The sequence below is a fragment of the Puniceispirillum sp. (SeqCode) genome, from assembly GCF_965657105.1.
In the GTDB taxonomy this organism is placed as follows: domain Bacteria; phylum Pseudomonadota; class Alphaproteobacteria; order Puniceispirillales; family Puniceispirillaceae; genus Puniceispirillum.
On record NZ_CBFHNB010000022.1, the window covers coordinates 1 to 20,160 of the forward strand.

A 20,160-nucleotide genomic window follows, 5' to 3' on the forward strand; every position below is an offset into this window, starting at 1 on the left:
GATGCCATCGTTGACCCGCGGGATTTTGACCCCGATGCCGATATCAAAACCTATCCACCGATTACGGCAGGTGACTATATTATGGGGCGTAATCAACGCAATTTTGCCCAATATGGTAATAAATGACATTATTATCTAGCTGGCGTCTCATCGTCAGTTACGGCGTAAACGTCTTGTGTTTTTCAAAGATTATGCAGTTGATATAAAACTTGATATAAAATTCAATCTAGCACCTAACCTATAAAATTATTTAAGGAATTTTTATGGATATAATAGGCACGATTAAGGCTTTGTTTAGTGGCGAGCGCGTGTCGCAAAGCGATACGTTGATTCTGGCTTTGTTAGCATTGGCTTTATATATTTGTATTAGGTGGCTTATGAAGCGCAAAAGCGCCGATAAATAGATTCTTAATATCGTCTCTATCATCGTTATTTTGTAAACCAACGTCCCAAAAATCTTCGCCAAACGCAAAAAACCCTCAATCTGTTCAGATCGAGGGCGAATAAAATAGTGATGTAATAAATCAAATACCTTGGCATCCCGTAGGGGATTCGAACCCCTGTTGCCGCCGTGAAAGGGCGGTGTCCTAGGCCTCTAGACGAACGGGACATAAAGGCAAGTGAGGTTGTATTAGTCAAATAACGCGGCCAAATCAAGCCGATTTCGCGCCAAACAGCTAAATAAATGTATAAACCATTATGTAACCTTCAAAAACCCACTGCCACATTGGTTTTGCACTATTTAAGACCGTCCAAATGCGAGCGCTGGCGTGGCTACATCCTCTATTTCAATCTGCATGGCACGCCCACCACGATAGCGGTCGCGGCGTAATTTACCCAATATATGCAGATAACGCCCATCAGCGGCTTGTTGCAGCAACTGGCCAATGGGTGCCCCGCCGGCTTGAAAGGCAATCGCATTTAGCGCGGTACCGCTTCCATCATCAAGACGGCATGAAACATGCGCGCCCGCATCGCCAACCAGTCGGATATTCTTGATACGGCAATCAGGAAGCACAAAACGCGGTTCCGGATTACCACTGCCAAACGGGCCTAATTTGTCCAGCCATTCAGATATTTCAGGCTGGCATCCGGCAACGCTCAGCAACGCACTCACCTTATGCGACACTTTCGGGATTTCACCTTTCAGATCATCCAGCAAACGTTGATTCATAAAGGCCTGAAATGCGGCAAGCTTGTCTTTCATAATGGAAAAACCAGCCGCCATATCATGTCCGCCGCCACCTTCAAGAAGCCCCATCTGATGCGCCGCGATAATCGCATTGCCAATCCCAAAGCCGGGAATACTGCGCGCTGAACCTTTGCCCAACCCATCGGCGGAAAAGGCAATCACACAGGCTGGCTTGGCAAAACGGTCTTTCAAACGTCCGGCAACAATGCCGATCACACCTTCATGCCATGCCTCATCACCCACCACCAGAACATGATTATCGCTCTGCTCACTGGCACGATCTATGGCATTGGCGCGAATATCATCTTCGATGCTACGCCGTTCTTTATTCATTTCATCCAGCCGTGCGGCAAGCCCGATGGCTTCATCTTCGCGCTGACAGGATAATAGCTTGACCCCAAGTTCGGATACGCCGATCCGTCCAGCCGCATTGATACGCGGGCCAATCAGAAACCCCAGCGCATAGGGATTCGGCGCACTATTCATGCCAGCCACATCGGCCAGACGGGCAAGCCCATGATTATGCCGGTTTGCCATGATTTTGAGCCCTTGCGCTACAAAGGCGCGGTTCAAACCGGTCAACGGCACAACATCACACACGGTTGCCAGTGCCACCAGATCAAGCTGTTGCAACAAATCAGGTGCCTTACGATCCTCGAAAAAGCCACGCTGGCGCAAAGCCCGAACCACCCCGACCAGAACAATGAAACAGACACCAGCGGCGCATAGATGGCCATAACGACCATCCTCATCAAGCCTATTGGGGTTGATAACACTATGCGCACGCGGCAATTCCGGACCCGCTATATGATGATCGATCACAATCACATCCATGCCGCTTTCGGCAACGGCGGCCAGCGGCGCATGTGCAGAAATGCCGCAATCAACGGTTATCAGCAAAGACGCGCCTTTTTCCTGCAAGCGGGTCAGCGCATTGGCGTTCGGGCCATAGCCCTCTTTGAAACGGTCGGGAATATGCACGAATGTTTCGATATGCAAGGCTCGCATGACATTTACAAACAACGCCGCCGCCGATGCCCCATCAACATCGTAATCACCAAAGATGCCAATAGCATCTCCAGCCTCGACACTATCGGCAATACGCGCGACCGCCTTGTCCATATCTTGAAAACGCGACGGATCGGGCAAAAGATCGCGCAAACGCGGATCAATCAGCGTTTCAACCTCGGCCGCGCTTAGACCGCGCGATGCCAGAATACGGGCAATCGGCAGCGGCATATCGGCAAAACGCTCTTGCAGCCCAGCCGTATATCGGTCGGTATCATGAGCATTTAAGGATGCGGATATATGGTCCCAACGGGCGTCGCTTGCCGACTGCGTGATTCCAAGGCATGCGTCAGGCGTCATTACCCCTCCTGCTCGCTTGGCACAATCGGCATGGAAACAGGTGCCGCCTTCACACATGAAAGCGCATTAAGCGCGCTCAAGGCGGCTTCTAATGCTGATGCAGGACATTCATGCGTTGTCATGGCAAGCGCCACAACATCGTCAGGTGCGCGTCCCTGTTGAACAAGCGACTCAACTGAAATATCATGGTCTTGCAGAATTCTGGTGACATCGGCCAGAACACCCGGCTGATCAATCACCATTAGCCGGATGTAAAAGGCTGTATCAGGGCCATTACCATTCTTGGCCTTGCTACCATCGCTAAGCGCGGCCATAGGGCGGCCAAACGGTAAACAAGCGCGCCCAGCCGCAACATCGATTACATCAGCTAATACGGCTGATCCTGTCGCCCCTGCCCCGGCACCTGGGCCAACTGATAACACGCTGCCAATCGGCATACCGTCATAGGCAACAGCGTTCAAAACGCCATCAACCTTGGCTAGCTGGCTTGATAATGGCAATAGACAGGTTTCCATCCGTGGCACACGACCTGGCTCAGCGACGCCAACCAGCTTGATACGGAATCCAAGCTGGCGGGCATAGGCAAAATCAACTGCTGATACATCACGGATGCCGCTTATTTTCACCGCTTCAAAATGCGGTGTATGACCAAAGGCAATCGCTGCCAGAATGGTCAGCTTATGCGCGGCATCAATGCCATCAACGTCAAAACTTGGCTCGGCTTCAGCATAGCCAAGTTTTTGCGCATCAACCAGCACATCGTCAAAAGGCTCACCGGTTTTTTCCATGCGAGACAGGATATAGTTACAGGTGCCATTTAAAATACCGGCAACGCGAGAAAATTCATTCGCCGCCAGCCCTTCGCGTAATGTCTTGACGGCGGGAATGCCACCCGCCACCGCCGCTTCAAAGGTCAGCGCGACCTCATTCTCTTCTGCCAACCTTGCCAGCGCGCCACCATGATGCGCAATCATCGCCTTATTGGCCGTGACAACATGTTTTCTGGCCGCTAACGACGCGCGTGTTAGATCAAGCGCAACGCCATCACTGCCACCGATCAGTTCAATAACAAGATCAACATCATCAATTTTGGCAAAATCACGCGCATCATCCACCCATTGGATACCATCCATTGAAAAGCCACGATCACTATCCTTGCTGCGCGCCGATACGGCTACCAGTTGCAAGCGGGTGCCACCTGCCGCGCTCAGCGCATCATTACGGCTGGTTAATTGGCGGGCGACTTCACTGCCAACAACGCCTAGACCGGCAATAGCGATATTCAAAACAGGTTTTTCATAAGTCATCAAAGATTTCCATCAAGGCCAAAGAAAAAAAGAAAAAGAGAAAAAGAAAAAAGGGAAAAAACGGCTTACCACCTCCTGCATTTTCTAACGAATTGGTCATAAACTAGCAAGCATAACTGGTGCCATTACCCATCGTCATTTTTGCCAAACCCGCCGCCTCCAGGGGTTTCAATGACAAACACATCACCAGGCTTCATTATGCGCAAATCGGTTGCGGTCAACGTCTCGATTGATCCATCGGTGCGTTCTACCCAGTTTGCGCCGGTGGCCGCAGCCCCGCCGCCTGCCATCCCGTATGGCGGAACAATCCGATGATTAGCAAGGATGACAGCTTCCATTTCTTCTAAAAAACGTGTGCGACGCCGGACACCATTGCCGCCCATATATTTACCGACACCACCGGAATTTTCCCTAATCTCAAAACTTTCCAGAATGACTGGATAGCGCCATTCAAGCACTTCTGGATCGGTCAGACGGCTATTGGTCATATGCGTATGCACCGCGTCAGTGCCGTCAAAATCAGGGCCCGCGCCTGATCCCCCGCACAGGGTTTCGTAATATTGATGCGTATCATTGCCATAGATAAAATTATTCATGGTGCCTTGTGCCGCTGCCATCACCCCAAGTGCGCCATAAAGCGTATCTGTAACAATTTGCGACGTTTCGACATTGCCGGCGATTACCGCGGCTGGATAGCGGGCTTTTAGCATGCAATCATCAGGTAAAATAATACTGACTGGCTTCAAACAACCTTCATTCATTGGTATATCATCATCAACTAACGTTCTGAAAACATACAGAACTGCGGCACGGCATACAGCCGCAGGTGCGTTGAAATTATTAAGCCCTTGCGGACTGGTACCGGTGAAATCCACCACCGCAGACCGTTCCGCTTTATCAATCGAAATCTTGACCTTGACCTGCTGGCCATTATCCATCGGATAGGTAAATTCACCATCGCTCAGCACATCAATCACGCGGCGCACCGATTCTTCGGCATTGTCCTGCACATGCCCCATATAGGCAATGACAGTATCAAGCCCGAAATGCGCCACCATCTTGTTTAATTCCTGCAAGCCTTTTTCATTGGCGGCAAGCTGTGCGCGCAAATCGGCAATATTCTGTTCGGGGTTACGCGCTGGATATTTTGCCCCTTTCAGAATTGCCATCATTTCGGCTTCGCGATAGGTGCCGGCATCGACCATCTTGAAATTATCAATCAGCACCCCTTCTTCATCGATATGCGCTGAATCTGGCGGCGCTGATCCTGGCGTGCGCCCGCCAACATCAGGATGATGACCACGACAGGCAACAAAGAACAGAATACCGCTTTCATCTGCCTTGAACACAGGCGTAACGACGGTAATATCCGGCAGATGCGTGCCCCCATTATAGGGGTTGTTCAGAACGAAAGAATCGCCCGGATTGATATTGCCTTCATTGCCATTGATGATCGCGCGCACACTTTCGCCCATCGAACCAAGATGCACTGGCATATGCGGGGCATTGGCAATCAATGAACCGGTGGCATCAAAAATGGCACATGAAAAATCAAGCCGTTCCTTAACATTTACCGATAGAGCCGTGTTTTGCAACGTATAGCCCATCTGTTCGGCAATCGACATGAACAGATTATTGAACACTTCCAGCATAACTGGATCACAGCTTGTACCAATCGCATGGCGTTCTGCCAGTGCTTCAATGCGCCGCAACACCAGATTGCCGATGTCAGACATTTCCGCTTCCCAGCCAGGCTCAACAACATTGGTGCCGGTGGCTTCGATAATCAAAGCTGGGCCCTTGATCCGGTTTCCGGCACCGATCTTGTCACGTTGAAAGACAGGTGCCTTAACAAATTCACCGCCCATATAGGCATCGACAATCTCAACGGGTTCAGGGTCATGCTGATGCACCTGCTGGCTGATCGATGGCAAATCAAATGTATGGCCAATGGCTTCAACCGAGATCGTCGCCGCAATCAATGGTTTGCCTGACATCAAAAACCCAAAGCGCGACCTATAGGCGGCCTCATAGGCGGCGGTCATCGAGTCTATATCGCCATCATAAGGCACTTCCAGAGCTGTATCAGAGCCATCATAACGCAGATGCACAAACCAGTTGGTTTCCATGCGCTCAGCCGCGATATTCTGCGCCCGCACCTCGGCTTCGGCATCCGTGGCCAATGCGCTCAAATCGCTTTCAAGACGGCCAAGCAATGCCGTATTCAGATGCGCTTCAACCGACCTTTCGCGCATCGCCGTTACATCGGCCAGCCCCATGCCATAGGCTGATAACACACCAGCAAATGGATGAATAAGCACCGATGTCATGCCCAGATTATCGGCGATCTGACAGGCATGCTGTCCGCCAGCCCCGCCAAAACATTGCAAGGTATATTCGGTGACATCATAGCCACGTTGCACCGATATCTTTTTGATCGCATTCGCCATATTTTCAACCGCGATCCGCAAAAACCCATCGGCAATGGCTTCGGGCGCGCGATCCATACCGGTGCTGGCCTTGACCTCTGCCGCCAGCGTTTCAAATCCGGCACGTACAGGCACCGGGTCGAGCGGTTGATTCTGGTTCGGACCAAACACCGAGGGAAAGAATTGCGGCTGTAACTTGCCCAGCATAACATTGCAGTCAGTGACCGCCAACGGGCCGCCGCGCCGGTAACAGGCAGGTCCCGGATTGGCACCGGCACTTTCTGGCCCCACCCGAAAACGCGCGCCATCAAACTGGCACAAAGATCCACCACCTGCGGCAACCGTATGAATCAACAGCATCGGCGCATGCATACGCACGCCAGCCACAACGGTCTCAAACACGCGTTCAAAGGCATTTTCGAAATGCGCCACATCGGTTGATGTGCCGCCCATATCAAAAGTAATCACCCGGTCAAAGCCAGCTTGTTGCGCCGTTTTAACAGCCCCGACAATCCCCCCTGCCGGACCTGACAAAATCGCATCCTTGCCCTGAAACAGGCTTGAATCAGTCAAGCCGCCATTCGATTGCATCAGTTGTAAATTGGTGCTGTTTCCACCTTCTGACAGCGCATCGGCAATCCGGTCGATATAGCGGCGCAGAATCGGCGACAGATAGGCATCGGCAATCGTTGTATCGCCGCGCCCGACAAATTTAATCATCGAACTAGTCTGATGGCTTGTCGAAATCTGGCTAAAGCCAATCTCTGATGCCAGTGCGGCTATCTTTTGCTCATGCTCTGGCACGCGGTAAGCGTGCATCAACACAATCGCGATCGACCGGATGCCATCATCATAAGCCGCTTGCAGACGTGGCCGCAGATCAGCCAGATCAAGCGGCACCAGCACATTATCCTGTGCATCAATGCGTTCGCGCACTTCTTCGACTCGTTCATACAGCATTTCAGGCAAGGTAATCTTGCGCTCAAACAGCCGCGGACGTGCTTGATAGGCAATACGTATTTGGTCACGAAACCCCTTTGTCACCACCAGCAAGGTGCGATCACCTTTGCGCTCCAGCAGTGCATTGGTGGCGACCGTTGTTCCCATTTTCACCGCATCAATCAGCGTGGCGGGGATCGGGGCATTGCTCTCGATATTCAGAAAGTCGCGGATCCCCTGAAGCGCAGCATCATCATAGGCTTCCGGATTTTCCGACAGCAATTTATGCGTCGCCAGCGCGCCTTCGGGACTGCGCGCCACCACATCGGTGAATGTGCCGCCACGGTCAACCCAGAATTGCCAGCCGGATTTATCCGCGCCATTATCAGAAGCGTTCGTTTTATCAAAAGAATCCGGTGTCATGAAAATATCCGTTCACATCCGTTCATAAGGGCTAATCGAAACAAGCAACCAGCAAAACCATCGATAACGACAATGGCAACACTGACCGTATTGAATGTCGCGGATAATCGCCCGTCTTGTCAATTTGCTTGTCAATTTGCTTGTCAATTTGGTCGATGAAAATCTGCTTATGTCCCGTCCGAGGGATGATTTACCCCATCGGTAATATTGGCATCCTTAAAAGCATGGATATCGACAACATCAAAACAGCCTATATTGACCCCATAGACAGTCGGATCAGCGCGCCGTTTATGAAATGTATAAACACCGCATATTTTGCAGAAATAATGTTTCGCCTCGCCAGTATTCCATTGATACAGCGTCAATAAATCCTTGCCGCGGGTGATCTTCAGGTCAGCCAGCTTTACCGAGGCCATAACCGCCCAGCGCCGACGACATAGCGAGCAATCGCATCTTTTGGCATTAACAAATTCCCCGTCAAACGGGATGGTAAATTCTACCCCACCACAATGACAGGTGCCAGTAATGGTCATTTTCAAAACTCCTTTTCAAAATATACCCGGTGATAGCCGTCAACCACGCCGCGAAAGGTCTCGGTAAAACCAAGCGCGTGATACCAGTCGATATTCCGTTCCATCTTTATATTCGTATATAGTTGATAACGATCACAAAGCGGGCGCAGATAGTCCTCAACAAAGCCCATTATCTGCTTGCCTAGCCCCTTGCCTGCCGCCAGCGGGGTCACAGCCACATTTTCCAGCCAGTAATCATCGCCCTTTTTGACAATAATGGCAAAGCCGACCACCCCAAACGCATCATGCCCAAACGCATCATGCTTGGCACCATCATTTTTGGTTTCAGCCACTGTATCCTCGACAACAAACACGATATCACCTGCTATATGCGCCGCATAATCAGCCAGCATTGGTGCTGGCCTCTGCCCCATCAGCGGTACATAATCCGCATAGGCCGCCGCCGCAATCGCCGCGCACATAGCGGCATCACCCCTAGTGGCTTTGCGGATTTTCATTTTAATACACGCCGCGCCATCGCATCGGACAAAGCCGGTTTATCCGCCGCTAATGTTTGGCGTACGCTTTCGATATCCGCGGCAGGTCGGTTTTGGCTCATTTTTGATTTTGCTTCGCATCTTGAAACCGAAATTTTTAACCCAACAATCGACGCTATTTGCTCATCCATATATTCACGCGGGGCATCGCTCATTTTCCATGCCTTTTTGCCATTTACGCGCTGTTCAAACAGGTTGGTTAATTTACCAACCACCGCGCGCAGAAACTTCACGTCATCGGTGAATGTGATGGTGCCGTGAAAATGTACGATCTGGTAATTCCATGTCGGCACGACCTTGTGATGTTCTGCCTTGGATGGATACCAATTAGGGCTGATATAGGCATCCTCAGCACGAAAGATCGCCATGACATCGCTAGATTGCGGAACAATCTCATGCATGTCATTGGCTTTGGCGATATGCCCAATCAATGTCGTCTTGCCATCGGCATCGGTTTCCATCAATAGTGGAATATGATTGGCAATCAGGCCTTTGGCACCATGCGTTACTACCGTGGCAAGCGGAAAAGACGCCACGATCTTTTCGATTTCGCTATCACGCTCTTCATTGAAATGGATCGGTATATACATGATAAGACATCCCCAGAGATGAAAGATCGCTAAACTATAAAATTTCAACCTTATTTATGTTGTTTATGGCTTCATACTCATAATTTTCTTAATTAACCATTTCACCGCATAAAAAAGGCAGGGAAAATCCCTGCCCTTTGAAAATATGATTGAGTGAAAATATGATAGGGGTAAACCTAACGCTTGGAGAACTGGAAGCTCTTACGCGCTTTCGCCTTGCCGTATTTCTTACGTTCGACAACACGTGGGTCACGTGTCAGAAAACCACCCGCTTTCAAAGCGGGGCGCAGGCCTGGCTCGAAATAAGTCAAAGCCCGGCTGATGCCATGGCGAACCGCGCCCGCCTGACCAGACAAACCGCCACCTTTAACCGTAGCGAACACGTCAAATTCACCAACACGCTCAACCGTTTCAAAAGGCTGGGCAAGGATCATTTGCAAAACCGGACGCGCAAAATACACGCTGACGTCACGGCCATTGATTTTCACCTGACCGGTGCCACGCTTTACCCATACACGGGCAGATGCGTCTTTCCGGCGACCTGTTGCATATGAACGACCAAGACTATCGATCTTTGGCTCGGCAGGTGCGGCAACAATTTCGCCAACTAAGGTTTCGTTAGCCGCGGCATCAGCCGTGCCACCTTCGGTAAGCGCACCAAGCGCTGCCATGCCCACAGATTCGGGAGCAGATGGAGTTTCAGCAACAGACTCGGCTACTGGCTTTTCATCTTCGTTTTGAGTTTCCTGAGCCATAACTACCTCTTATTCTTTTCGTTCATGCTGGCGATATCAAGTACCGCTGGCTGCTGTGCTTCATGCGGATGCGACGGACCTGCATAGATATGCAGGTTACGCATCGCCTGACGTCCAAGCGGCCCACGTGGGATCATGCGCTCAACCGCTTTTTCAACAACGCGGGTTGGGAAGCGGCCATCAAGAATCTTGTCGGCTGTACGTTCCTTGATACCGCCCGGATAACCAGTGTGCCAGTAATAGGTCTTTTGCGAACGCTTATTACCTGTCAGCCTCACCTTTTCGGCATTCACAACGATGATATGATCGCCGCAATCCATATTAGGTGTATAAGTCGGCTTGTGCTTACCACGAACACGCATGGCGATCAGAGACGCAAGGCGTCCCAATACCAAATCCTGCGCATCGACAACGAACCAGTTCTTTTCGATGTCTTTGGGTGTTGCAACATATGTCCTTGGCAAAGGCATAAACAATCTCCAATTTAAAAATGATACAGACATGCCAATTCATCTTGACGGGCTGATCTGCGAAACTGAGGCGGTTATAGGGCTATCTAGCCACCTCGTCAAACGAAAAATATAAAATAATAATTATATAAGTGTTTAAATACAGTGTGTTAATTATGTGGTTTTATTTTACCACATATATTTTAGTCTGAACAAGATAATTTAGCTCCAGATTGCTTTTATCGCGATCATGTCTATACTGATAATCTTTCATAAACCTCAAAGCGCAGATCATGTTTATCCTTATCGATAATTACGACAGTTTCACCTGGAACCTATGGCATTTCCTGTCTGACCTTGGCGCCGAGGTCGAGATCATCCGTAATGACGCGGCCAGTGCCGACAATATCATCGCACGCGCGCCGCAGGGCATTATCGTCTCGCCTGGCCCTGGCACCCCCGATGATGCGGGCATCACCATTGATCTGATCCGCGCGGCACAAGGTAAAATCCCTCTGCTTGGCGTTTGTCTGGGGCATCAATCGCTTGCTGTTGCTTTTGGCGCGTCGATCATGCGTGTTGATCCGCCGGTTCATGGCAAATTATCGATGGTCAAGCGCAGCTATTCCAACGCCGTTGTTACCGATATTTTTGCCAACTGCCCCGAAGAATTTCCGGTCACACGCTATCATTCGCTGGTGGTTGACGAAACTACCTTGCCCGATGAATTAACGGTCACCGCGCGCACGGCGGCGGGGGCGATCATGGCGCTTTCGCATTGCTCTGCTGAATTACACGGCGTGCAGTTCCACCCTGAATCAATCGCTTCGGTGGCGGGCTATCGCATTCTGGGCAATTTCCTCAAAATCTGTGGCCAAGACCTGCCTGATAGGGACATAATGGCGGCACTGGAAACGCAAATCCTACGACTCGATCAACGTTTCCCCGATCAGATGCACGCTTAAGGCCAGATACACGCTTAAAGCCAGATGCACGCTTAAAATCATCACCTACAACAGCAAAAGGGGCGCGGATCATGCCCACGCCCCTTGCATTAATATCACACACTACAAAATCAAACCTATGCGCTTTATGCCGCTTTGCGCACGCCCTTCGTTGCTTTATCCAGCGCCTGTTTCAAATCGGCAATGATATCGTCAATATGCTCGATCCCGATCGACAGGCGGATATAGCCCTGATTGACGCCAGCCGCTTCCTGTTCTTCTGGGGTCAGTTGCGAATGCGTTGTTGACGCTGGGTGGATAGCCAGTGAACGAGCATCACCGATATTGGCGACATGATGGAACAGCTCCAGTGCATCGACAAAAGCTTTGCCCGCGTGCAGACCGCCTTCCAACTCAAACCCGACGAGGCCACCATAGCCACCTTTCAAATATTGATAGGCACGACGGGCGGGTTCGGCATCTTGCAAACGCGGATAATTAACCTTGGCAATACCCGGATAGCCATCAAGGAAGTCCGCTACCGCGCTGGCATTCTTGCTATGTTCGCGGATCCGCAATGGCAAGGTTTCCAACCCCTGAATAAGCTGGAACGCATTGAACGGGCTAAGCGGCGCGCCAAGATCACGCAACAACGTCACCCGCGCCTTCAGAACATAGGCAATCGGCCCCAACGGTTTTGCCGCTTCGACCCAGACCGCCCCATGATAGGACGGATCAGGTTGGTTCAAGGCAGGTTGACGTTCGGGGAATGCCCCCCAGTCAAAATTACCGCCATCGATGATAATTCCGCCAATCGATGTGCCATGCCCGCCGATATATTTGGTCAGCGAATGAATAACGATTGCCGCGCCATGATCGAATGGCCGTGCCAGCAAAGGCGCTGCCGTGTTATCGACAATCAACGGGATACCCAGTGGCCGGCCAATATCGGCAACCTCTTGAATCGGGAACACTTCCAGCTTCGGATTAGGCAGGGTTTCGGCATAATAGGCGCGTGTGCGCTCATCGGTTGCCGCGGCAAAATTTGCCGGGTTTGACGGATCAACAAAACGCACCTCGATACCTTGTTGGGACAGGGTATTTTTGAACAGATTCCATGTCCCACCATAAATATCAGTCGAACTGACGATATTGTCACCGGCGACGGCCAGATTCTGGATCGCATAGGCCGAGGCCACCTGCCCTGACGCTACCGCCAATGCCGCAGCGCCACCTTCTATGGCGGCAACGCGTTTTTCCAGCACATCGGTTGTCGGGTTCATGATCCGCGTATAGATATTGCCCAGCTCGGTAAGACCAAACAGATTGGCGGCATGATCTGTCGAACCGAACTCATATGACGTGGTTTGATAGATTGGCACCGCCACCGCATTGGTTGTTGGGTCATGACGAAAGCCGGCATGAAGCGCGATGGTTTCGGGATGCAGAACAGGTGTAGTTTTAGGCTGATTTTCAGAATTAGACATTTTTGTCTCCTCTTTAGTGTTTTCGACGACATGTCAGGGCACACAAGCTAGAATCAAATACCCAACCAGTTTAACGAGAGGTCAGCTCACAAAGATGGTCGAACAAGATCCGACCCAAGATACGCCCAAATTGCAAATGACAACTGAGTCACATCCAGCGTCATTGACAGCGGCATAAACAAAAGCGGCGTTAACGAAAATGGCATTAAAAGAAAATGCCGTAACCTAAAACGCCTAGGCTAAAGCGGGCGTTGGGTGCTGACATCAAATCGTCGGGACATCCGGATCACGCTTTAGCCGTATTTATGAATCGCCCGCAAGTTGAAATTAAATCGGCGATGCCAAGCATTAACAAGGCATGAGGATAAAAACATACCAAAACCCACCCTGTCAACACGGGCATATGGAATATCATTTCAAATTTAATGATAATATGAGCAAATATTACTGTTGGGTCAAAATAGCTGCCCTGGCACTTACCGGCGCAAACAACACCAAAAAAGCCAAACCCATAACAGGCCAAAATCCAGCGCGATCAAGATCAAAAACCCCACCATAAAGCGGCCAAGATATAAGCTGTCCGATTCAAGTTTGTTCACGAAATGTTTCACGTGAAACATTTTTGAAAAGGGGCATTTTTTTCAAAAACGTCATACCGTGGCAAAAAGCAAACGCCATAAAACAGATGCTATGCGCGATGTGATCCAGAGGCTTTATATGAAGCGGCTAAATATGTCGGGATCTATATATGTTGGGGTTTCTTGCAAAAGCAGGTCGAGCCACATATAGTTCAGCAGCATAGCCAAACCCACACAGGTAAATCATGCACGATACGATGAATTCTGACATTATGAAAACCGCATTAAATGATCTGATTAGCGGCGACATGCCAACGCCTGCCACAATCCGCGATTGCTTTAACCAGATTATGGAAGGCGAGGTTTCGCCTGTTCGCATGTCGGCATTTCTGATCGCGTTGAAAATGCGCGGCGAGCGTGTCGAGGATATCGCCGCCGCCGCATCGGTAATGCGCGAAAAAGCCCTGATTATCGACGCGCCTGAAGGCACTATGGATATTGTCGGCACTGGCGGTGATGGCATCGGCACCTATAATATATCCACCGCCACTGCCTTTGTTGTGGCCGGATGCGGGATAGCAGTGGCCAAGCATGGCAATAAGGCGGTATCATCGAAAAGTGGCGCGGCTGATGTGTTGTCCTGTCTGAATATAAAGCTTGATTGTGATATTTCACTTGTCAGCGAGGCGCTTTATTCAACTAATATATGTTTTTTGATGGCACCCCGCCACCATGCCGCGATGCGCCATGTTGGCCCTGTCCGTGCCGAACTTGGGATCAGAACCATTTTCAATCTGCTTGGCCCCCTCGCCAATCCGGCCTTGGTCAAGCGCATTATGGTCGGCGTTTTTGACAAAGCATGGTGCAGCCCGTTTGCACATGCGCTGGCACAGCTTGGCACCACACATGCTTGGGTCGTGCATGGGTCTGATGGCCTTGATGAAGTGACCACGACAGGAGAAACGCATGTGGCGGCACTGGAACATGGCGCGGTGCGCGAATTTACCATTTCACCAGATGATTTTGGTATCAAGACGGCCAGCCTCGATGATTTACGTGGCGGTAGCCCGGAAGAAAACGCCGCATATCTGCGGGCTTTGCTGGCGGGCGCAACTGGTGCCTATCGTGATATCGTTATCATGAATGCCGCCGTTGCGCTTGTCGCGGGTGGGCATGAGACTGATCTGAAAATAGGTGCTGAACGGGCGCGCCATTCGATTGATGCTGGCCATGCCAGAGACGCGCTAGACGCGCTTGTTCGTATTACCAATAGCGGAGCCTGAATATGCAGGACGTTCTAGCCCAGATCATCGATACAAAACGCACCGAAATTGCCACGCTTTTTGCCATGAGCAGTTTTAGCGATATCGACAAGGCAGCGCGAGCGGCCTCGCCTGTGCGTGGTTTTACCCATGCCCTCAAAACCGCGTCAAAAACAGGCTATGGTTTGATTGCCGAACTTAAGAAAGCATCGCCCTCAAAAGGTCTTATCCGCCCCGATTTTGACCCTGAGACGCTAGCAATCGCCTATGCAGATGGCGGCGCGACCTGTCTTTCGGTTTTGACTGATCGCAAATGGTTTCAAGGTGCGCCCGAATATCTGGTGGCGGCGCGCTCGGCGGTCAACTTACCTGTTTTGCGCAAGGATTTCATGATTGATCCCGTGCAAATCGCCGAGTCACGTGCGCTGGGCGCGGATTGCATTTTGCTGATTATGGCGGCTCTTGACGATGAACAAGCGCTGGAGCTTGAAGCCTGTGCGCTTGATTACGGCATGGATGTGCTGATCGAAGTGCATGATGCCAGCGAACTTGATCGTGCTTGTAAGCTAAAGTCACCATTGATGGGCATTAATAACCGCAATTTGAAAACAATGGACATTTCGCTTGATGTTGGTGCCGCCATGTTGCCACTTTTACCAGATGACCGCATTGCCGTTGCCGAAAGCGGTTTATTTGCACCAGATGATCTGGCGCGTATGGCGAAATCTGGGGCGCGCTGTTTTTTAATTGGTGAATCGCTGATGCGCGCTGATAATGTAGCTGCCGCAACAACTGCTATTTTGGATAATCCGGTGGTTGCTGGCTAAGCTTGCAACTGCCCATGAAAAGAGGTTTAGATGTCAAAATTCACTCATTTTGACGAAACAGGTGTCCCACATATGGTTGATGTTGGCAGTAAGCCAGTAACAACACGTATGGCTATTGCCAAGGGCTGTGTCGTGATGATGCCGGAAACCCTTGCCATGATCGAAAATGACACCGCCAAAAAAGGCGATGTGATCAGCGTGGCCCAGCTTGCCGGCATTATGGGGGCAAAACAGACAGCCAATCTGATCCCGCTATGTCACCCGCTTGGTCTGGATCATGTGGCGGTTGAACTGACGATCAACCATGATCGTAGCGCCATAGATATCAGCGCCACATGCCGCCTGTCTGGCCAGACTGGTGTCGAGATGGAAGCGCTGACCGCGGTAAGTGTTTCTGCATTAACGATTTATGATATGTGCAAATCGGTTGATCGCGGCATGTATATCACAGACATTCGCCTGACGCATAAATCGGGCGGAAAATCCGGACAATATGATGCCCCCTGATCAGGACGCAAAATCTACACCGCCTGCTCTACTTGCTGTTAGCGAGGCTAAGCAACGCATCCTTGATGGGGTGGGTATAACCGCATCCGAAACAGTGTCATATGCTGACGCATTGGGGCGCACATTAGCGATGCCGGTACATGCCAAGGCATCGGTTCCGGCCTTTGATCTTTCAGCTATGGATGGCTATGCGGTGCGAAGTGAAGATGTAAAAACCTTACCAGCGCGCCTGACGCGCTGTGGCGAATCTGCGGCAGGTCATCCCTTTGCTGGCAAAGTGGGTCGGGGTGAAGCGGTGCGCATTTTTACCGGTGCCAAGGTGCCTGATGATGCCGATGTGATTATCCTGCAAGAAGATGTCGATGCCGCATCAGAAGAGAATGGTATTACAATCACAATCAAAAGCGGCAATCCGGCTGGCAAGCATATTCGCCGTAAAGGGCTGGATATGGAAAAGGATGCGCCTGTTCTTAATGCCGGGCAACATCTTTCAGCCCGTGCCATAAGCCTGTGCCTGTCAGCCGGACATACTGATCTTGAGGTATATAAACAGCCCCGCATTGGTATTTTGTCAACTGGTGATGAACTCGTGCCTCCGGGCACGACACCTGCCAAAGGCCAGATTGTCAGCTCCAATGCCCAATATCTGGCACATTTTGTCGAGATGAATGGTGGTGTCCCTATCAATCTGGGCATTGTGCGTGATGAGGCTGGGGCTTTGGCTCAGGCGCTGAAAGCAGATAATGATCTCGATCTGATTGTTACCAGCGGCGGTGCGTCAGTAGGCGTTCATGATCATATAGCCGGAGATTTAGATGGTGCTGACCAGAGCGTTGACACGGCTCATCAAACTCGGATTCATTTCTGGAAAATTGCCATGCGGCCTGGCAAACCTGTTATTTTTGGCAAGATTAACAATATCCCGCTGTTGGGGTTGCCTGGCAACCCAGTGTCATCGGCCATTTGCGCCATGATTTTTCTAACGCCAGCTTTGGCACATATGCAAGGGCGACATCATCAGGACATGACATTTCATGCGACGCTGGCATCTGATTTGCGGGACAATGACAAACGTCAGGAATATTTGCGTGCGACTCTTACCTATGATGCGGCTGGTAGGGCGATTGTGACACCGGCCAATTTACAGGATAGTTCGATGTTATCGGTGCTGGCCAATGCCGATGTTCTGATTATGCGTCCGCCTTTTGATCCGGCACGGCGGGCGGGCGATCAGGTTACGGTTCTGCCAATCCCCCGCCTGTTCTGAGTTTCGCATTAATTCATTATCCTGCCTATTGCCAAAGCCCCAGAACATTGCTAGAACATTAAGAGAACAAATGTGAACAGCAAGGATAAAGGCCATGTTAACACGCAAACAAAGCGAGCTTCTGGACTATCTAACCACGCATCTAGCTACGCATGATGTGCCGCCTTCATTCGATGAAATGCGTAACGCATTGGGTCTTGCGTCAAAATCGGGTATTCATCGGTTGGTATCGGGGCTTGAGGAACGCGGCTATATCAGACGCTTGCCTAACCGGGCGCGTGCTATTGAAATTTTACGTCCGGCTGGCGAACCATCAGCCATAGCAAATGCCGTTGCTGCGGCCGCAGACATCATTGCGTTACCCTTCCTTGGCCGTATTGCGGCAGGAACACCGATTGAAGCTTTGAGCGATCCGACAAGACAGCTTGAAGTACCAGCAAGCATGATCGGCAATGGCGAACATTTTGCCCTAGAAATTGTGGGGGACTCGATGATTGATGCCGGTATTCTTGAAGGTGATACGGTGGTGATCGAACGCGCAAATACAGCCAGCCATGGTGACATCATCGTTGCCCTGATTAACAAACAGGAAGCGACGCTGAAAACATTATTAAAAGAGCCTGGCCGGATTGGTCTGGAAGCGGCAAACCCGCAATATGAAACCCGCTATTTCAGCACGGATGCTGTTGAGGTACAGGGCAAACTCGCTGGTTTGATACGGAATTATTAGAGATATAGACTGATTTACTATTATTTATGTAAATCAGACTATTATATCCATAATGTAAAGTCATATCATAGATTTTTACATTGTTCCTGCATGGGTATTTTACAGATACAAGAGACAGGATCATGTCGGTTTGACTTTGGCAGGCAGTAGTCAAATTATATCTGCGATCAACGATCGTCACTTTGCGACCATCAGCCATGTAATCAATACAGAATGGTTTGCATATTGACGCCGGATGCACAGGGCGAGCCAATTGTCGTTCGGCAATGTCGTTAAAAAAGGAGGACAGACGGCGATGATTTTGCGAACTGTGACTATGGGCGATCCCATCTTGCCCCGCCATAATCAGGAAGCGTGTTTGCCCCTTGGCAAATAAAACGCCCTGCGGAATTTCTGTGTGCCACCATAGAGCCATCGCCAGAACCAGCAATGTCAGACCAAACGGATAAGCCTGATGATGACATCCGATACATATCAAACACCCAGCCGTCAAGACTGCGAGAACCATATAACCGGGTGGATATATTCGCCATCCCGCCCATGGCAAGGATGATATATATCCAGCCAGACTAACCAGAAGGTCTATTCCAGCTTGCATGATGCCATTAACATAAGCCTCAAGCCCGGTTATGTAGCCTAAGACAACCAGAATGCCGCTGGGCATAATCCATAACCCCGTTAAGGGAATACCCAATATATTCGCCACCACTCCCCACGGGGTTATCGAACCAAAATGTTGCGCTGTGAATGGCGCGGTTGCGGTTGAGGCAATCAGTGACGCGATGATGACACCACCAACATAAGCCAATAATGGGTTACGTGAAGCCGAGATCAAGCGGGGGCGCGTGGCGTGAAACTCATACCAAGCAACCAAAGCAATGGTCGCGGCAAAGGATAGCTGAAAGCTGGCTGTGTAAAGCGCTGCCGGATTAAGGATCAGAACACACATAGCTGTCAAAGCTACATTACGTAATGTCAAAGCAAGCCGGTCAAGCAGAATAGCCGAAATGACAAATAGAGCCATGATAAAAGCGCGCACCGCGCTGATCGATGCGCCAGAGACAAACACATACCCAAGCCCGGTTATCACACCAGCTAAGGCGGCATATTTATGGACTGGCACACGCATTGAAAAACTAGGTGCGAGGCTGGCCAATGCCCGTGCTGCCGCGATCACCCCAAAACATAGCAACCCCATATGCAAACCCGAAATGGCCAGTAAATGCGCCAATCCAGATTTACGGAATGTTTCATAGGTCGCCTCGCTGATAAAACGACGATCACCAACCATCAAAGCGGCGGCAATACCGCCTGCTGGCTTATTCATATCCGTAGATAGCCGCAAAGCAAATTGATTGCGGAACCGTCCCAAGCGATCTGCTAGGCTATCCCGCTGGCCGCCATCATGTTGCAAATCACCAATCACAAAACCACTGGCTGTGACATTGCGTATCTGCGCCTGTAGGGCGTAATCAGGACTGCGCGGCAATATCGGTGTTGGTGATGGATAAAGGCGCGCGGTGAAGGCAATATGATCGCCTATGGTCGGCAGTGACGATACACGGTCTGTTGAAATACGGATAAGCGGGTGCCGCCCCGCCGATAATTCCCTATAAGGACGGTCAAGCGCGATCCATAGCCTGATCCGGCGATCCATCGCCCCATCAATCGCGGTCACGGTGCCACTGCTGGTAACGGTGATTCCCCTATCCAGCGATTGCGGCGGATGTAGCATGATCTGTAAACTCGCGGCGGCAATGCCGACGATAGCGGTCACCAAACAGCGTGCCGAAAAGCCCGTCAGCATAGCCGATCTGGAAACGGCATATAGGCCTAGCCAAAGCCCCAGCGCAAGCATTGCGTGGATGAAAACAATTTGCGGATTAGAGATTTCATGATTGTGAAAAAGCGCAATGGCTGTGATAAGACAGGCGGCATAGAATAACGCCCTTTTTTCCGGCTTGATAAGGCCGTCAAATAGGTGCATTTTCCGCATTGAACCAGATTTTAGTGCCATTTGCCCTGCTCCTTAAGGAT

General features: G+C 50.6%; 16 protein-coding genes and 1 tRNA gene. 6 read left to right on the plus strand and 11 right to left on the minus strand.

Annotation, left to right across the window (positions count from 1 at the left end):
* Window positions 1-534: 534 nt before the first annotated feature.
* The 9 genes from ACTF7Q_RS04665 to rplM form a co-directional block, all read right to left on the minus strand.
* Window positions 535-610 (minus strand) — tRNA-Glu (locus tag ACTF7Q_RS04665).
* A gap of 132 nt (window positions 611-742) precedes the next feature.
* On the minus strand, window positions 743-2,560 hold the full coding sequence (gene recJ / locus ACTF7Q_RS04670) for a single-stranded-DNA-specific exonuclease RecJ (RefSeq protein ID WP_438996695.1): 1,818 nt from the start codon (window positions 2,558-2,560) through the stop codon (window positions 743-745).
* Window positions 2,560-3,867, minus strand: coding sequence for a homoserine dehydrogenase (locus ACTF7Q_RS04675; RefSeq protein WP_438996696.1), 1,308 nt, complete (start codon window positions 3,865-3,867; stop codon window positions 2,560-2,562). The genes recJ and ACTF7Q_RS04675 overlap by 1 nt, the downstream gene beginning before the upstream one ends.
* 125 nt (window positions 3,868-3,992) lie before the next feature.
* Window positions 3,993-7,658, minus strand: coding sequence for a hydantoinase B/oxoprolinase family protein (locus ACTF7Q_RS04680; RefSeq protein ID WP_438996697.1), 3,666 nt, complete (start codon window positions 7,656-7,658; stop codon window positions 3,993-3,995).
* A gap of 167 nt (window positions 7,659-7,825) precedes the next feature.
* Window positions 7,826-8,191, minus strand: a complete 366-nt coding sequence (locus ACTF7Q_RS04685) for a GFA family protein (RefSeq protein WP_438996698.1) — start codon at window positions 8,189-8,191, stop codon at window positions 7,826-7,828.
* 2 nt (window positions 8,192-8,193) lie between these two features.
* Window positions 8,194-8,688, minus strand: a complete 495-nt coding sequence (locus ACTF7Q_RS04690) for a GNAT family N-acetyltransferase (RefSeq protein WP_438996699.1) — start codon at window positions 8,686-8,688, stop codon at window positions 8,194-8,196.
* Entirely contained in the window at window positions 8,685-9,317 is a 633-nt protein-coding gene (locus ACTF7Q_RS04695) for an FMN-binding negative transcriptional regulator (RefSeq protein ID WP_438996700.1), read from the minus strand. The genes ACTF7Q_RS04690 and ACTF7Q_RS04695 overlap by 4 nt, the downstream gene beginning before the upstream one ends.
* A gap of 176 nt (window positions 9,318-9,493) precedes the next feature.
* Window positions 9,494-10,072 carry a 30S ribosomal protein S9 gene (rpsI, locus tag ACTF7Q_RS04700; RefSeq protein WP_438996701.1) on the minus strand — a complete coding sequence of 193 codons (579 nt, stop codon included), beginning with the start codon at window positions 10,070-10,072 and terminating at the stop codon, window positions 9,494-9,496.
* A 2-nt stretch (window positions 10,073-10,074) separates the two neighbouring features.
* Entirely contained in the window at window positions 10,075-10,542 is a 468-nt protein-coding gene (rplM, locus tag ACTF7Q_RS04705) for a 50S ribosomal protein L13 (protein ID WP_438996702.1), read from the minus strand.
* A gap of 272 nt (window positions 10,543-10,814) precedes the next feature.
* On the opposite strand from rplM, the gene ACTF7Q_RS04710 reads away from it, so the two are divergent.
* Window positions 10,815-11,486: an anthranilate synthase component II gene (locus ACTF7Q_RS04710; RefSeq protein WP_438996703.1), complete on the plus strand. Its 672-nt coding sequence runs from the start codon at window positions 10,815-10,817 to the stop codon at window positions 11,484-11,486.
* 125 nt (window positions 11,487-11,611) lie between these two features.
* Here the strand turns inward: ACTF7Q_RS04710 and ACTF7Q_RS04715 are convergent, their stop codons facing one another.
* On the minus strand, window positions 11,612-12,952 hold the full coding sequence (locus ACTF7Q_RS04715; protein WP_438996704.1) for an O-acetylhomoserine aminocarboxypropyltransferase/cysteine synthase family protein: 1,341 nt from the start codon (window positions 12,950-12,952) through the stop codon (window positions 11,612-11,614).
* 823 nt (window positions 12,953-13,775) lie between these two features.
* Between ACTF7Q_RS04715 and trpD the strand changes: the two genes are divergently transcribed.
* From trpD to lexA, 5 genes are all read left to right on the plus strand, one after another.
* Window positions 13,776-14,813: an anthranilate phosphoribosyltransferase gene (gene trpD, locus ACTF7Q_RS04720; protein WP_438996705.1), complete on the plus strand. Its 1,038-nt coding sequence runs from the start codon at window positions 13,776-13,778 to the stop codon at window positions 14,811-14,813.
* 2 nt (window positions 14,814-14,815) lie between these two features.
* A complete protein-coding gene (trpC, locus tag ACTF7Q_RS04725; protein WP_438996706.1) occupies window positions 14,816-15,619 on the plus strand; it encodes an indole-3-glycerol phosphate synthase TrpC in 804 nt (267 codons plus the stop codon).
* A 30-nt stretch (window positions 15,620-15,649) separates the two neighbouring features.
* The gene (moaC, locus tag ACTF7Q_RS04730; RefSeq protein WP_438996707.1) at window positions 15,650-16,126 is read left to right on the plus strand and encodes a cyclic pyranopterin monophosphate synthase MoaC; all 477 of its coding nucleotides are present in this window, start codon (window positions 15,650-15,652) and stop codon (window positions 16,124-16,126) included.
* Entirely contained in the window at window positions 16,116-17,393 is a 1,278-nt protein-coding gene (locus tag ACTF7Q_RS04735) for a molybdopterin molybdotransferase MoeA (protein WP_438996708.1), read from the plus strand. The genes moaC and ACTF7Q_RS04735 overlap by 11 nt, the downstream gene beginning before the upstream one ends.
* A 94-nt stretch (window positions 17,394-17,487) precedes the next feature.
* Entirely contained in the window at window positions 17,488-18,123 is a 636-nt protein-coding gene (gene lexA, locus ACTF7Q_RS04740; protein ID WP_438996709.1) for a transcriptional repressor LexA, read from the plus strand.
* Here the strand turns inward: lexA and ACTF7Q_RS04745 are convergent.
* Window positions 18,065-20,140: a ComEC/Rec2 family competence protein gene (locus ACTF7Q_RS04745; RefSeq protein WP_438996710.1), complete on the minus strand. Its 2,076-nt coding sequence runs from the start codon at window positions 20,138-20,140 to the stop codon at window positions 18,065-18,067. The genes lexA and ACTF7Q_RS04745 overlap by 59 nt on opposite strands.
* Between the last annotated feature and the right edge of the window lie 20 nt (window positions 20,141-20,160).

What these genes read in the sequence shown, in the direction of transcription:
- recJ (WP_438996695.1), bottom strand. Translation starts at nt 2,560, where the DNA reads ATGACGCCTGACGCATGCCTTGGAATCACGCAGTCGGCAAGCGACGCC.
- ACTF7Q_RS04675 (WP_438996696.1), bottom strand. Translation starts at nt 3,867, where the DNA reads ATGACTTATGAAAAACCTGTTTTGAATATCGCTATTGCCGGTCTAGGC.
- ACTF7Q_RS04680 (WP_438996697.1), bottom strand. Translation starts at nt 7,658, where the DNA reads ATGACACCGGATTCTTTTGATAAAACGAACGCTTCTGATAATGGCGCG.
- ACTF7Q_RS04685 (WP_438996698.1), bottom strand. Translation starts at nt 8,191, where the DNA reads ATGACCATTACTGGCACCTGTCATTGTGGTGGGGTAGAATTTACCATC.
- ACTF7Q_RS04690 (WP_438996699.1), bottom strand. Translation starts at nt 8,688, where the DNA reads ATGAAAATCCGCAAAGCCACTAGGGGTGATGCCGCTATGTGCGCGGCG.
- ACTF7Q_RS04695 (WP_438996700.1), bottom strand. Translation starts at nt 9,317, where the DNA reads ATGTATATACCGATCCATTTCAATGAAGAGCGTGATAGCGAAATCGAA.
- rpsI (WP_438996701.1), bottom strand. Translation starts at nt 10,072, where the DNA reads ATGGCTCAGGAAACTCAAAACGAAGATGAAAAGCCAGTAGCCGAGTCT.
- rplM (WP_438996702.1), bottom strand. Translation starts at nt 10,542, where the DNA reads ATGCCTTTGCCAAGGACATATGTTGCAACACCCAAAGACATCGAAAAG.
- ACTF7Q_RS04710 (WP_438996703.1), top strand. Translation starts at nt 10,815, where the DNA reads ATGTTTATCCTTATCGATAATTACGACAGTTTCACCTGGAACCTATGG.
- ACTF7Q_RS04715 (WP_438996704.1), bottom strand. Translation starts at nt 12,952, where the DNA reads ATGTCTAATTCTGAAAATCAGCCTAAAACTACACCTGTTCTGCATCCC.
- trpD (WP_438996705.1), top strand. Translation starts at nt 13,776, where the DNA reads ATGCACGATACGATGAATTCTGACATTATGAAAACCGCATTAAATGAT.
- trpC (WP_438996706.1), top strand. Translation starts at nt 14,816, where the DNA reads ATGCAGGACGTTCTAGCCCAGATCATCGATACAAAACGCACCGAAATT.
- moaC (WP_438996707.1), top strand. Translation starts at nt 15,650, where the DNA reads ATGTCAAAATTCACTCATTTTGACGAAACAGGTGTCCCACATATGGTT.
- ACTF7Q_RS04735 (WP_438996708.1), top strand. Translation starts at nt 16,116, where the DNA reads ATGCCCCCTGATCAGGACGCAAAATCTACACCGCCTGCTCTACTTGCT.
- lexA (WP_438996709.1), top strand. Translation starts at nt 17,488, where the DNA reads ATGTTAACACGCAAACAAAGCGAGCTTCTGGACTATCTAACCACGCAT.
- ACTF7Q_RS04745 (WP_438996710.1), bottom strand. Translation starts at nt 20,140, where the DNA reads ATGGCACTAAAATCTGGTTCAATGCGGAAAATGCACCTATTTGACGGC.